This window comes from Smaragdicoccus niigatensis DSM 44881 = NBRC 103563 (assembly GCF_000380645.1).
GTDB lineage: Bacteria > Actinomycetota > Actinomycetes > Mycobacteriales > Mycobacteriaceae > Smaragdicoccus > Smaragdicoccus niigatensis.
This window is the reverse complement of the sequence record NZ_AQXZ01000016.1, coordinates 362,397-375,444: the sequence shown is the minus strand read 5'-3', so window position 1 is coordinate 375,444 and position 13,048 is coordinate 362,397. Positions and strand designations below refer to the sequence as shown.

The 13,048-nt window shown below is 66.4% G+C and carries 11 protein-coding genes; 6 read left to right on the top strand and 5 right to left on the bottom strand.

Going from position 1 to position 13,048, the window contains the following annotated elements:
• Positions 1–11: 11 nt before the first annotated feature.
• The 3 genes from F600_RS27935 to F600_RS27930 form a co-directional block, all read right to left on the bottom strand.
• Positions 12–3,017 (bottom strand): MMPL family transporter, encoded by a 3,006-nt coding sequence (locus F600_RS27935; protein ID WP_081628813.1) that lies wholly within the window; start codon positions 3,015–3,017, stop codon positions 12–14.
• 11 nt (positions 3,018–3,028) lie between these two features.
• Positions 3,029–6,316 carry a serine/threonine-protein kinase gene (locus F600_RS0112240; RefSeq protein WP_018160912.1) on the bottom strand — a complete coding sequence of 1,096 codons (3,288 nt, stop codon included), beginning with the start codon at positions 6,314–6,316 and terminating at the stop codon, positions 3,029–3,031.
• 97 nt (positions 6,317–6,413) lie between these two features.
• On the bottom strand, positions 6,414–7,097 hold the full coding sequence (locus F600_RS27930) for an HAD-IA family hydrolase (protein WP_018160911.1): 684 nt from the start codon (positions 7,095–7,097) through the stop codon (positions 6,414–6,416).
• A 69-nt stretch (positions 7,098–7,166) separates the two neighbouring features.
• Here F600_RS27930 and F600_RS0112230 point away from each other — a divergent pair, with 69 nt between their 5' ends.
• The 6 genes from F600_RS0112230 to F600_RS0112205 all read left to right on the top strand — a co-directional run bounded on the left by F600_RS0112230 (position 7,167) and on the right by F600_RS0112205 (position 12,055).
• The gene (locus F600_RS0112230) at positions 7,167–8,009 is read left to right on the top strand and encodes an alpha/beta fold hydrolase (RefSeq protein ID WP_026306477.1); all 843 of its coding nucleotides are present in this window, start codon (positions 7,167–7,169) and stop codon (positions 8,007–8,009) included.
• Positions 8,010–8,087: 78 nt separating this feature from the next.
• Entirely contained in the window at positions 8,088–9,005 is a 918-nt protein-coding gene (locus F600_RS30355) for a DUF4129 domain-containing protein (protein ID WP_018160909.1), read from the top strand.
• Positions 9,002–9,475, top strand: coding sequence for a hypothetical protein (locus F600_RS27920; protein ID WP_156024550.1), 474 nt, complete (start codon positions 9,002–9,004; stop codon positions 9,473–9,475). The genes F600_RS30355 and F600_RS27920 overlap by 4 nt, the downstream gene beginning before the upstream one ends.
• The gene (locus tag F600_RS0112215) at positions 9,472–10,431 is read left to right on the top strand and encodes an AAA family ATPase (protein WP_018160907.1); all 960 of its coding nucleotides are present in this window, start codon (positions 9,472–9,474) and stop codon (positions 10,429–10,431) included. The genes F600_RS27920 and F600_RS0112215 overlap by 4 nt, the downstream gene beginning before the upstream one ends.
• Positions 10,428–11,588, top strand: a complete 1,161-nt coding sequence (locus F600_RS0112210) for a DUF58 domain-containing protein (RefSeq protein WP_018160906.1) — start codon at positions 10,428–10,430, stop codon at positions 11,586–11,588. Before F600_RS0112215 ends, F600_RS0112210 begins: the two co-directional genes overlap by 4 nt.
• The gene (locus F600_RS0112205; protein ID WP_018160905.1) at positions 11,585–12,055 is read left to right on the top strand and encodes a hypothetical protein; all 471 of its coding nucleotides are present in this window, start codon (positions 11,585–11,587) and stop codon (positions 12,053–12,055) included. The genes F600_RS0112210 and F600_RS0112205 overlap by 4 nt, the downstream gene beginning before the upstream one ends.
• Here the strand turns inward: F600_RS0112205 and F600_RS0112200 are convergent.
• Both F600_RS0112200 and F600_RS27915 read right to left on the bottom strand, forming a co-directional pair.
• Complete coding sequence (locus tag F600_RS0112200; RefSeq protein ID WP_018160904.1) at positions 11,987–12,493, bottom strand: GNAT family N-acetyltransferase; 507 nt, start codon at positions 12,491–12,493, stop codon at positions 11,987–11,989. The genes F600_RS0112205 and F600_RS0112200 overlap by 69 nt on opposite strands.
• Positions 12,494–12,561: 68 nt before the next feature.
• Entirely contained in the window at positions 12,562–12,984 is a 423-nt protein-coding gene (locus tag F600_RS27915; RefSeq protein ID WP_018160903.1) for a nuclear transport factor 2 family protein, read from the bottom strand.
• Between the last annotated feature and the right edge of the window lie 64 nt (positions 12,985–13,048).

Sequence of the window (13,048 nt, the reverse complement as noted above, 5' to 3'; positions counted from 1 at the left end):
AACATCGAGAACTACTCGAGGCCTTTTCGCAGCTTGGACGGCCACCATATGCCGCGCCCGATTTCGTGTGCGAGCGCGGGTACCAAGATCGTGCGAACGATCAGCGTGTCGAGCAAAACGCCGAACGCGACGGCGAATCCGATCTCGGCGAGGACGACGAGCGGGGTCGTGATGAGGGCGCCGAAGGTCGCGGCCAGAATGGCGCCGGCAGACGTGATGACGCCACCTGTCACGGCCAACCCACGGCGGATACCCGATCTCGTTCCGAGCAGCTGTGCCTCCTGGCGCACACGCGTCATGAGGAAGATGTTGTAGTCGACGCCGAGCGCCACGAGGAAAACGAACGCGAAGAGCGGGAAGTTCTGGTCGGCAGCGGGAAAATCGAAGAAGTAGTCGAAAACGACACCACTCACTCCGAGCGTTGCGGCAAACGACAGCACCACCGTGGCGATGAGCAGGATCGGTGCGGCGATCGAGCGCAGCAGCATCATCAAGATCACGAAGATCACGAACAGGACGAGCGGGATGATGTGGTTGCGGTCGCTGACCGTGCCCTTCTTGACATCGAGCAACTGGGCGCTCGTCCCGCCGACCAGCGCATCCGCACCGCTTACCCCGTGCACTGCCGTGCGTAAACGCTCGATCGTGTTCATCGCAGCCGGGCTGTCGGCGCCGTCGGTGAGGTTCGCCAGAATCATGGTTCGACCGTCAACGGGCTGGACCTGTACTTCGGGCGGCACGCAGCCTTCCGATTGCGCGGCTGGTTGGCCCTGCTGCTGTTGTTGTTGCTGGGCCGCAGCGAGTTTGTCGAAGTCGGGTGCGATGCACACAGTCCCCGCGATGCCCTTTACTCCCTGCGCTGCGGCGATGACAGCATCCGCGGACCCGGTGTTGGCGAGGATCAACGCGGGTGCACCCGAACCCTTCGATTCCGGGAATTTCTCGTCGTACAGTTTTTGTCCGACGACGGCGGGCGTGTCTGCATCCAACTGTTGCAGCTGGGTGAGGCCGCCGGCGTTCAGAGACGTGATTCCGCCGATCATGATGACCAGAAGCAAGGTCGACCAGATCCACCCCGCGCGCCGATGACGGACGACGACATCGGAGACCTTGCCCCAGAGACCGACCTTTCCGAGGGCGTCGATTTTCGAAGGGTGCGGGATCTTCGGCCAGAAGATCCAGCGCCCCAACAGCGCGAGCAATACGGGGAGCACGGTCATCATGACGAGCAGGGTGGCACCGACGCCCGCGGCGGCAACTGGTCCGAGTCCCTGGTTGGACTTGAGGTCGGACACCATCATGCAGAGCAGACCCGCGGAGGCTGTCCCCGCCGACGCCACGATGGCTTCGGCCGACTCCTTCCACGCGACCATCATCGCCTCGAAGCGGTTCTCGTACTTGTACAACTCCTCGCGATAGCGCGCGATGAGGAGGAGGGCGTAGTCGGTCCCCGCGCCGAGGACGAGTACGTACAGGATCGCCGTCGCGATACCGGTCAACGTGACCAGGCCATTGTCCGCGAGCAGATAAACGACCAGGGACGCGCACCCAATGGCGAGAACGGCGCAGATGAGCGGTACGAACAGCAGCGTCGGGGACCGGTAAACGACCAACAAAATGACGACGACGAAGATGAGCGTGATGATCAGCAGTGGGCCGTCGAGTTTGCTGAACGCGGATGTGCTGGCCAGGGTGATCGCGGCCGAACCCGCAATATCGACCTCGAGTCCGGCTGGGGCATCGGCCTTTGCGGCCGCTAGGACGGCATCTTGTGACTTGGTGAGTTCTTCGAGTGGGACGTCCTTGCCGCCGTCCGTGAAGATCAGCGGTGCCGAGACCGAGGCGGTCGTCTTGTCGTTCGAAATCTGGGGAGCAGAGAGACCGGCGGTGGTGCCATCGATGCCCTTGACCTTCGCGATGGAATCGCGAGCTTGGGTAATGTGCGCCTGGTCGGCGTCGGTGAGCCCGCCGTTCCGATGGAACAGAACGAACTGAGGCTGGGAGTCGTTCTTGAAGAACTTGCTCTGATCCTTGGTGAGCGTCGTCGACTCGGCCGTCGCCGGCAGGTAGCTGACGGGGTCTTCCTTCTTCAGCGAGTCGAGCTTGGCCTGGTGCGACATGCCAAAACCTGCGATGCCAACGACGATCAGCGCCACGAGAAGCGCTCCGACTTTTGTTGCCGCGCCGACTCGAACCGGCTTGTGCTGGGCCACCGCCTGCGGGGGTCCCGGGGTCGGCTGTGGCTGGGGCTGCGGTGCGGGTCGCGCGAACGGCGGCTGCGGATACGGCTGCAGCGGCGGTGGGAAGCCCGCCGGCACCGGGGCGGCTGCTTTCGGCGCCGCCGGTGCACCCGGCGGTCCGAGCCGCTGGGCCGCGAGGAGAACCAGCTCCGTTCGCCCAATCCGCAGCACATCCTGCGGACGCACAGTGACCGGCTCGATCAACTGCATGCCATTGACGAAAGTGCCGTTGCGGCCGCCGAGGTCCGCGACCGTCAGCGAACCGGGCCGGGGAATGAACTTCAGGTGGGAACGGGAGACGGTCCGGTCCTCGACGCGCTCGCCCTGGCAGTCTCGGCCGATCTCGAGGGGACCTTCGATGACCCGGAGACGGATCGGCCGATCGGGTTCGCGGATCTCGACGAAATACGGAGTGCCATCCGGTGGCGGCAGATGGAAGCCGGGCGGAGTGCGGTATTCGATCACGGGTGCGCCGAGGCCGAGGCGATCACCGGGCCGCAAGGCGACGGGACCGGTGACCGGGAGGAACGTCCCGTTGAGCGTCGTACCGTTGGCACTGCGGTCGGTCACCCACGCCGATCCGTCACCGCCCAGGGTGATCTCGAGGTGCAGTCGCGACACCCGCGGATCGGTCAGGATCAGGCGGTGCTGCTCATCGATGCCTGCGCACTCCCGGCCCACATACAGCCGCCCCAGGATCGGAATCTCCCGCTCGCCGGGGGTTCCGGGCGCGAGGACCACGTACGCCGTGCGCGTCATCGCGGAAAGCTGCGGCATAGAGGCACTTTCTAAACGAAGTCGAGGGCTTCGACCGTGGCCACGGGACCTTCATGGGTTGGACGGTTCGCACCGTCGATCGCGTAGATCGTGTTTCCTACGGCGGCGACGACCAGCGCGTGACGCGGCGTCGGCAGCGGGGGCAGCTTCCGCCACTTGCCGTCGGCGATGTCGTATGCCTCGACTTCGCCCAGCACTCGCGTCGGCTCCTCGCCGCCGATGGCGACGATGCGTCCATCGATGTAGGCGGCACCGTAGCTACCGCGCGGAGTCGGCATGTCGGGCAACTTCTTCCACTCGCCGGACTCGGGGTCGAACCGCTCGAAGGCGGCCGAGTTCTTGTCGGACGAGAGGAATCGGCCACCGACGATGTAGAAGTACTTACCGTCCGACACCGCCGCGAGGTGCTCGCGCGGGGTTGGCGGGGCGGCCGCGTCCGACCACGAACTGCCGTCGAAGACCTCGGTCGGCTCGACGAGCTTCTTCTCGTTCTGACCACCGGCGATGATGAGCTTGTCGCCGACGACCGCGGCGGCGGGAGCGGCCCGCGGGTGCTTGAGTTTCGGCAACTCGACCCAGCTGTTGCCCCGCAGGGCGAAGACCTTGTCGGACGCCTTTGCGAGGTTGTTGTACACGGTGGCTCCGCCGAGGATGACCACCTCGCCCCGGTAGGTCGTCGCGGTGGCGTGGTGCAGCGGAATCGGGAGTGGCGGACCCGGCGCCCACTGACCAGATGCCGGATCGTAGCTCTCGACCGTCTGCAAGACCTGCCCGTTGGCGAGGCCGCCGAGAATCCAGATCTTGTTGTCCGCGACTGCCCATGCCGACTGCAGGCGAGCCGCCGGTGAATCGGGGAGCGACCGCCATTGCGACGCGGGTTGGAGCTTGCGCGGAGCGAGTGTCAGGCCTTCGGCCTGGGAGGTGAAGTCGCTGTCGCCGATTGCCGTCGATCCACCGATCGCGTACACGCTCGGCCCGACGCTGGACAACGCGAGTCCGTGGCGTGCGGTCGACATCGATGGAAGGTCCGACCACAGTCCGCCCGCGATGTCGTAGACCGCGACGGTGTTGAGTACCTTTCCGCCCGCAAGTCCGCCGGCCACGACAATCCGTCCGTCGTCGTAGACCGCGCCGAAATCCGACCGCGCCTCCGGCGCGTTCGCGAGCGACGTCCAAGTCCCCGAATCCGGGTCGAACTTGTCGACGTTGGCCAGTTCCTTACCGCCGGCCGAGCCGCCCAGCGCGTACACCGCGACACCGTCGGACACCGCGGCCAGGTGGTCGCGCGGGGTCGGCAGGTCGGCGCTTTGCGTCCATTGCTTTCCGTCGAAGATCTCGGTCGTCGACAGGTTCTGGCCGTCGGAGCCGACACCGCCGGTCACGATGATCTTGTCGCCGACGACCGCAGCGCCGGCCGCGGCGCGTGGCTGCAGCAACGGCGGGAGCGCTACCCAGTGCGCGTCCACAACGCGCCACACGTTCGCGGTCGGTGACGAGTCCTTGGCCGTGAAGCCGCCGATGACGATTGGGTTGCCGTTCCACGTCACCGAGGCCGCATCCATGACGGGTGTCGGGAGTTCGTCGCCGCCCTTCCAGGCGTCGATCGCCGGGTCGTACCCCTCATGGGAGCCGAGAACGCCGTTGTCGCCTTCGCCGCCGAAAATCCAGATCGTGCCGTCGGACTGGGTCGTGGCTGCCCCGGATCGCGCGATTCGGGCATTGGTGATGGCGTGCCATCCCTCTTGGGTCGCCACCGTGTCTTCATCTGACTTGCCGGAACTCGACTTGTCGCGCAGGACGAACCACGCGATGCTCGCGATGACGAGTAGACACACGCCGATGAGCGCGCCGATGATGAGCGGTTTCTTGGCGCCGCCGGACTCTGACTTCTTTGGTCCCGGAGGCTGCGGGGGATTCGGGGGTTGTGCGAAGGAAACGTCGGCAGGCAGCACGATCGGTGGACTCGTGGCCGCGTGTGGATTGGACGGGTAAACGACCTGCGGGCCCGACGGGTAGACCGGCTGCGGCCCAGAAGGGTAGACGGGGTTCGGTCCCGAGTAGACGGGGTTCGGTCCCGAGTAGACGGGGTTCGGCCCCGAGTAGATGGGTTTGGAACCCGAACGCGGTCCACCGGTCAAGATGGTGGGGTCGGCAGACATGTTCGAGCCCGTGTTCGACCCCGTATGTGCGCCTGCGGGCGGACCCACGACCGGAGCGGGCGGGATGGTGTTGGGCGCGCGAGTCGCCTGCGACGCCGATGCGTCCGGCGGTCGCGTCCGGTCATCGAAGCCGGTGAACGCCGGCGGTCCGGCGGTCGGTCCGCCATCTGGGGGTCGCTCGGGCGGGAGCGCGACACCCTTGGGGTTGGTGTCGTGCGAGATCGATTCGGCGGTCAGCGCCATCTGGTCCGATCTGAGCCCGTTGCGGCGCTGTGCGTCTTGTAGCTCTCGCCCGAACTCGGCTGCCGTCGCTGGCCGGTCCGCGGGCCGCTTGGCCATCGCGCGTTCGATGGTCTCGCAGACGTTGATCGGGATTCCGTCGGAGCGCAGGTCCGGCACCGGCTGCGAACTGATGCGGATGTACTGGGCAACCATCTCCTCACCGCTGCGGCGCTCGTAGGCGGCGGACCCGGCGATGAGGGCATACAGCGTGGCACCGAGCGAGTAGACGTCAGCCGCGATCGTCGGCTTCTCGCCGGACAACACCTCGGGAGCGGTGTACGCAATCGTTCCGGTGAAGAATCCGGTCGCGGTCTCGTATCCGCCGGCGATGTGCGCGATCCCGAAGTCGGTGAGCTGTGCCTCTCCGTAGTCGTTGACCAGCACGTTCGCGGGCTTGATGTCACGGTGGAGGGTGTCCCCGCGGTGCGCGGTCTCGAGCGCTCCGGCGAGATGGACGCCGATGCGCAGCACCTCCGGCCACGGAATCGCGCCCTCGCGGCGCATCCGGACCGCGAGTGAATCGGCCCGGTGGTACGGCATGACGATGTACGGACGGCCGCTGTCGGTGACGCCGACCTGCAGGATGTTGACGATATTGGGGTGGCCGGACAGCCGTCCCATGGCGTAGCCCTCGCGCAGGAACCGCTCTCGATTCGGTGCATCGAGGTCGGAGGCCAGCACTTTGATCGCGACCACGCGGCCCAAGGAGACCTGCCGGCATCGGTAGACGACACCGAAACCGCCGCGGCCGATTTCGCGCGCGTCTTCGAAGCCCGCCGCAGCCAGCGACGCAGCTAATTCTGAGGCGACTCTGCCAGTAGACGGAGTACGGGGGTCCTCCGCGCTCTGATCCGCCATTGCGCTCGTTTCCCGCGATTGTCGATCAAGTTCGGTGAAACCACACTACTGCCAGACTGTCCATCTGGCATCGGCAATCGGACGTTGAAGGGCGCGGTCAGCCGAGACGCTCGCGAAACCAGTTTTGCAGGGCGCCTTCGGTGAAACTGTCGGCGACCAGAGTCGCGCCGGTGACGTCGTCGAGACGGGTGTACCGGTTTCGGACCGCGACACACGTCAGTCCGGCCGCGATCGCCGCTCGCACGCCGTTCGCGGAATCTTCAATGGCGACAACGCGATCGACTGCTTCTCCGGATCGGCGAAGGACCTCGAGATAGGCCTCGGGGTGCGGTTTCAACTCGGCCACGTCGTCGCCGGTGATGATGGTCGAGAAACGGTTACCGAACGTGCGTGCCAGAAGTGGCTCGACCCACGCGCGGGTTCCGGTCGTCGCCACATGGAGGGCGACGCCGGCCGACTCGAGCTTGTCGAGCAGGTCCGCAACGCCGGGTCGGGCCTCGATTCGCCCCTGCGCGATGAGTTCGCGGAGGAACTCGGTCTTCCGGCGGTGCAGTCGCTGGGCAAGCTCAGCCGCGTGGGGAGTGTTGGTGCGTTCGAACCAATAGGTCAGTCGTTTCGCACCGCCGGCGATCGCGAGCAGGTCGCCATACAGGTCGACGTCCCAGCGGTCCGGCAGTCCAGCCTCGGCGAACGCGAGGTTGAAGGCGACGCGATGCCCGTCTCGCTCGCTGTCCACCAGTGTTCCGTCGACGTCGAAGATCACCGCATCCAGAGCACGCACTCTGATCACGGTACCGAGTAGCGTCGGGGTTGGCTCTCCGCGATTGTCCGATTTCGAAGGGACACCGAAATGCCTACTCGGTCATTGCCGTCCGGCGTCGTCGAATACCGCGAGTACGGGCCGGTGGTGTCCAGCCGACCGCCGGTGCTGTTCGTACACGGTGTTCTCGTCGACTACCGGCTGTGGGAACCGGTGGCACAACGATTGGCAGCCGCGGGCTATCGCTGTATTGCGCCAACCTGGCCGCTGGGTTCGCACCGCGTCGCGTGGGGTTCCGATGCCGACCGGACGCCACGTGGAGCAGCCCGTCTGATCTCGGAGTTCATCGCCGATCGTGGACTGAAGGACGTGACGCTCGTCGGCAACGACACCGGCGGAGCGCTGTGTCAGTACGTCATGCATTACTACCCGGACGCCGTTGGTCGCGTCGTGCTCACCAACTGCGATGCGTTCGACGTCTTTCCACCGCAACCGTTCAAGCTGTTGTTCTCGCTGGCCCGCAATCCGGCGATGATCAGCATGTTGCTCGCGCCGATGCACTTGCGTCTCTTGCGGCATTCGCCCCTCGGATACGGCTTGCTCATGACCAAGCGCGACCCGAAGCTCACGAGCGCCATTCTCAAGCCGGCGCAATCCGATCGGGCGATCCGAGCCGACCTCGCGGCGTTCGCGACCGCGATCGACCCGGCCGAACTCGCAACGGTGACGCCCGCACTCAGCGGATTCACCAAGCCGGTGTCGATCGTCTGGGGGATGGCCGACCGGGCTTTCACACCGAAGCTGGGCCGCCGGTTGGCCGATGTCCTGCCGAACGCCACCTTCACCGAGGTGCCCGGTGCCCGCACCTTCGTCTCGCTGGACCGGCCGGCTGCGGTGTTCGAGGCGATTACGGCCTTGAGCAGCAGTAAATGATCTAGAGAAGTCGCGATCTTCGCCGCTTGGCCCCGTGACGTGCGCATGATGGAAGTAAGACTTCGTTAAGGATCCGCAGTGCGCAATCTGGTTCTGACCGGCAAAGGCGGCGCCGTACTCGCGGCCGTCTTGTTGGTCGCGACGGGAATCGCAGTGCGCGTGCGACCCAGCGGAACGGTCGGCCCGATGCCGGGGCCGTCGGTCAGCGGATTCTGGCCCACCCTGGCGGTGACCACGGCCCTCCTCGTCGCGGTGATCGCGACAACCGCGGGAGCGGTGTCCGTCGCCCGGAAGCCACGGGTCGGGCAGGTGCCGGAAGCGCCGCCGTGGGACTGGCCCGAGATGCGCATCCGGATCTCCTACGTCGCTCTCGCGTTCGTTGCGGTGGTCGCGGCCTTGATCGTGTTGGTGTTCGCTCGGCGCGATCTGGTGCCGAGCGAAACGGACGTCCCGGCGCCGCCACAGGTGGAGACCGCGCCACAACCGCCCCCGCCGACGACCGGACCGCAGTCGACCCCAGCCACTCCGGACACCGGCGGTGCCGGGGCCGCGATCGCACTCGTCGTGGTTGCGACGATCTCGCTCGTGATCCTCGGCGGTACGTTGCGGGCGACGATCCGCAGGCGCCTGAACAAGGTCGGCGACGTGCCGGAACCAGGCATTGCTCCGCGCCCACCCGAGCCTCTCGTCCGAGCCACGGAGATGGCACTCCAGGAAGTCGTCCAACCGGGACGAAAGCCCGGGGATGCGATCATCGCGTGCTTCGCCACGATGGAACGCGCCCTCGCGCACACGGAGTTCGCTCCGCGCCCGTCCGATACCGCGAAGGAAGTGATCGACCGCGCGGTCGAACACGATCTGATGCCGGTCGGTCCCGCTGGGCAGCTGCGTGATCTCTTCACCGAAGCGCGGTTCAGTGTTCACGAAATGACTGCGACGCAACGGGATTCCGCAGCGACAGCACTCCAGGACATCCTCGCGAGGTGGCGGTCATGAAGAGGCGGACTCTCGCCTGGGGAATCGGCGGGGTCATCGTCGCCGAGATCGTCGCGATCGGGGCGGCGCTGTGGCCGCTGGTGTTGTTCGGCGGCGGGTTGGCGGCGCTCGGCGCGATCATCGCGCTGGTGGTCGACACGATGCGCGAACCCGAGGTCGTCGCGCGTCGGCGGACCTTCGACAACAACGAAGGCCTTGAGCACTGGTTGGCGAAGACGCAGGTACTCGTCGCGTGGGCCGACGGCACCGCGGCGGACTGGGACCGGCACATCCGACCGATCATCGGACGCGAATTCCAACTGGCGGTCGGTGGCCGGCCGGATCGCAAACGCGGGGAATTCGTGTTCGGGCCGAGTTGGATGTGGGTCGACCCGCTCGGACACGGAACCGGGCAGGCGCCCGGGCGCGAAGGACTCGACAAGATCCTGCAGCGACTGGAATGGATCACGACTGGTGAGGCGGCAGCATGATGCTCACGTTGGACGCAGCGGCCGCACGGTCAGAGGCCGTTCTCAACGAACTCGAACACGTCGTGGTCGGCAAGCGTGAGCCGCTTCGCCTGATCATGATCGCGGTACTCGCGCGCGGCCACGTTCTCATCGAGGACCTGCCCGGACTCGGCAAGACGTTGATCGCGCGATCCTTCGCCGCGGCGCTCGGGCTGCAATTCCGCCGGATGCAGTTCACACCCGACCTGCTGCCCGCCGATCTGCTCGGTTCGACCATGTACGACATGCCCAGTGGGCGATTCCAGTTCCGGCCCGGGCCGATCTTCACCAACCTCCTGCTCGCCGACGAGATCAACCGCACGCCGCCCAAAACGCAGTCCGCGCTGCTCGAGGCGATGGCCGAGGGGCAGGTCAGCATCGACGGTGAAACCCGGAAGCTGGCCGAACCGTTCGTGGTGCTGGCCACGGACAACCCGATCGAGTTCGAAGGCACATACCCGCTTCCGGAGGCGCAACTCGATCGTTTCGCCATGCGGGTGAAGGTGGGTTACCTCGACGAGGCCGGCGAGATGGAAATGCTGCGGCGGCGACTCGACCGCGGTTCCACGCCCCCGACTGTCCGTCAGGTCGTCGACGAAGGCGAGGTCAACGCGATGCGGGAGGCCGTCGAGGGCGTCACCATTCACGACGACGTTCTGCACTATGTCGTCGCCCTGGCCGCGGCCACGCGTATGCATCCGCAGGTTGAGGTCGGTGCGAGTCCGCGAGCCGAGCTCGATCTCGTGCAATTGGCCCGGGCCCGGGCTCTTCTCGCAGGGCGCGACTATGCGGCGCCCGAGGACGTCAAAGAGCTCGCAATTCCGGCGTTCGCGCACCGGGTGTCGCTCAAGCCCGAAATGTGGGTACGCCGGGTGAGCACCTCCGACCTCCTCTCCGACATTCTGCAACGGGTACCCGCGCCGCGGATTCGGCAATGACGATCACGCGGCTCGACTGGCGCCCTGCGCCCGTCTTCGGCGCGTTGGCGATGACGGCGGGAGTCGCACTCTCCGGTGCCGTGATGGTCAGCCGTCCGGTGCTGATCGCGTTCGCGGCGCCGTTCCTCGCGGTCTTGATCGTCGTCGGCCGGACACGGCTGACGACTGGAATATCGATCGATCCGGCAGCGCCGCTGACCCGGTGTTTCGAGGGGGAGACGGTCTCGCTGCGGTGGGGGATCACGGCTCCGGAAAACGCCGAGATTGCCCTCGAGGCCACCGGCACACAGGTGCAGAACCTGACGCGCATCGATGGCACCGTGACGGCCGACATCACGGTCGAGCGATGGGGCAACTACGCGCTGGAATTCCGGGTGAAGGCGTCCACCGGCATGTGGATCGCGGAAGCACGAGTGCGCGGGGGCAGCCTGCGCGTCTATCCGTATGCGCAGCCCGAGAAGATGCAGATGCCGGTCGGTGAGCTACCCCGGCGGATCGGAACGCATCTGTCCCACAGCCCCGGATCCGGTGTCGAATTCGCCGGCATCCGCCCGTTCCAGGCGGGCGACGCCTTGCGCATGGTGAATTGGGTCGTCAGTGCCCGGCGGGCCGACATGCACGTCAACGAACGTCTGACCGAACGATCTGCGGACGTGTCGATCGTCGTCGACACCTACGCGCAGCAACCTGGCCCGGCGGGCGAGTCACTCGAACGCTGCGTTCACGGAGCCGTGTCGACGGCCCAGTCTGCGCTCCGCCGGGGCGATCGCGCGGCGCTCGTGTGCCTCGGTAGCCGGACTCCGCGGTGGCTGGCCCCGCAGCCGGGGCGGCGTCAGTTCTACCAGGTGCTCGACGCCGTTCTCGAAGGAGAAGCGGCGCGTGCGCTGACGGGGACGCTCGTGCCGAGAGCAGCGGCACCGCCCGGATCGGTCGTGGTCGCCTTCTCGCCGTTGTTGGACGCACAGTTCGGGCTCGCGCTCGTCGATCTGCGTCGCCGCGGACATCCTGTCCTCGCGGTCGACGTCCTCAGCGGACCGCCGTTCGGTGACGACCTCGATCCGCTCATCGCGCGGATGTGGCGGTTGGAACGCGGCGCTCTGTACCGCGACCTGAGCACCGCCGGTATCGAGGTCGTGCAGTGGGAGAACCGGCGATGAGCATCGGATTCGGCTTCCTCATGATCGCCGTCCTCGTCCCTGGGGCCGGATGGGGCTCGGGCGTGTGTCTGGCGCTGGCGGCCGGCGCGCAGGTCGTCGGTGTCAAGCTGTCGGCGTGGACGGTCGTCGCGGCGAGTCTGGCGGGGGTCGCGATCGCTCTCGGGGCGCAATCGGCATCACAGGCGGCCGTCGCGGGAATGGCTGGCGTCATTTCCGTCGTCGCTCGGTTCGCTCCCGTGCTCCCGGATTGGCCTGACCTACGCCGAATCCTCGTGGCGTTGGGCGCCGGAAGCGCGATCGGGGTGGTCGCGGCGACGATTCCGATCGGGGCCCGCTGGCTGGCGCTCGTTGCTCCAGTACTCGTCGTGCTGCTGGTCGCCGCGGTCCTCGCGCAGGTGTCACGATCCAATGGCCAGTCGCATGACGATGCGATTGTCGAGGTCAAGCCCAACGGCACGTTCTTGTGATCGGAGCTGCTCGAGGCCCGGGGTGAGCTGCGTGACCTCGGTGAAGCCGACCTTCGCGTAGAACGGCGCGTTCCACGGAATGTCCCGAAAGGTCGACAGCGTCAGCGCCGAGTGGCCATTGCTCGCTGCCCACGTCTTGACCGTTTCGATGAGGAGTTTCCCGATCCCGCGACGTGCGTATTCCGGGACGACGTCCAGTTCATGCAGGTGGGGCGTGCCATCGATCAAGGTTGCGACGGCGAAGCCGACAACCTCTTGGTGCGCTGCGACCCACACCCGTTTGTCGGTGATCTGCTGGGCGAGGAATTCAGCGGACAGGACCGGCAGCGCGACCGCGTAGGACGACGTCGTGTCCGCGAAGACGGTCGCCGCGCGCTCCTCGGCATCCTGAAGTGCGGCGATGTCGTCGAGGTGCGCGGGCCGGATCGAGATGTCCATTTCGCCGATGATCCTCGGGCGCCCGGACGCCGGGCAATCGAATTACCCGGCGTCCGAGGCTCGCTCGTTCAGTGCCGGAACGCCGCAGCGGTCTGTTCGCTGTCTTCGCTGCCGCGGAAGAAGACCATCTTGCCGTCGGCGAATCGCCACCAGTGCTGCATGTACATCTCAGTGGTGCGACCCGTCGTGTGAACCGTGTACGACCACTTCACGACGGCGATGACGTCGGTGTCGTTCGAAGTGATCGTCTCGATGTCGAACTGGTTGATCGACACGTTCTCGGCGATGGCCTGGAAGAAGGCGGCTACTCCCGCCTTGCCGAGTCGTCGGCCGTACCAGGGTGCGGAAGTACTGGCCGCCTCGGCAGCCCAGTCGATGTCGTCGGAGACGTCGGCGAGTGCGCCCTCGAGGTCTGCGCGGAAGTACGAATCGTAGAGGTTCTGGACGGCGAGGATCTTGGGATCAGTGCTGGTGAGCGTGGTGTTTGTCATGACAGCGACGCTAATTCCGCCGACGGTGGGGCCGCATCGGGTGAACTCCCCATTCGCGGTACGG

Bases quoted from the DNA above. Each gene is read 5' to 3' on its own strand.
- F600_RS27935 (WP_081628813.1), bottom strand. From the start codon at position 3,017: ATGCCGCAGCTTTCCGCGATGACGCGCACGGCGTACGTGGTCCTCGCG.
- F600_RS0112240 (WP_018160912.1), bottom strand. From the start codon at position 6,316: ATGGCGGATCAGAGCGCGGAGGACCCCCGTACTCCGTCTACTGGCAGA.
- F600_RS0112230 (WP_026306477.1), top strand. From the start codon at position 7,167: ATGCCTACTCGGTCATTGCCGTCCGGCGTCGTCGAATACCGCGAGTAC.
- F600_RS27920 (WP_156024550.1), top strand. From the start codon at position 9,002: ATGAAGAGGCGGACTCTCGCCTGGGGAATCGGCGGGGTCATCGTCGCC.
- F600_RS0112215 (WP_018160907.1), top strand. From the start codon at position 9,472: ATGATGCTCACGTTGGACGCAGCGGCCGCACGGTCAGAGGCCGTTCTC.
- F600_RS0112210 (WP_018160906.1), top strand. From the start codon at position 10,428: ATGACGATCACGCGGCTCGACTGGCGCCCTGCGCCCGTCTTCGGCGCG.
- F600_RS0112205 (WP_018160905.1), top strand. From the start codon at position 11,585: ATGAGCATCGGATTCGGCTTCCTCATGATCGCCGTCCTCGTCCCTGGG.
- F600_RS0112200 (WP_018160904.1), bottom strand. From the start codon at position 12,493: ATGGACATCTCGATCCGGCCCGCGCACCTCGACGACATCGCCGCACTT.
- F600_RS27915 (WP_018160903.1), bottom strand. From the start codon at position 12,984: ATGACAAACACCACGCTCACCAGCACTGATCCCAAGATCCTCGCCGTC.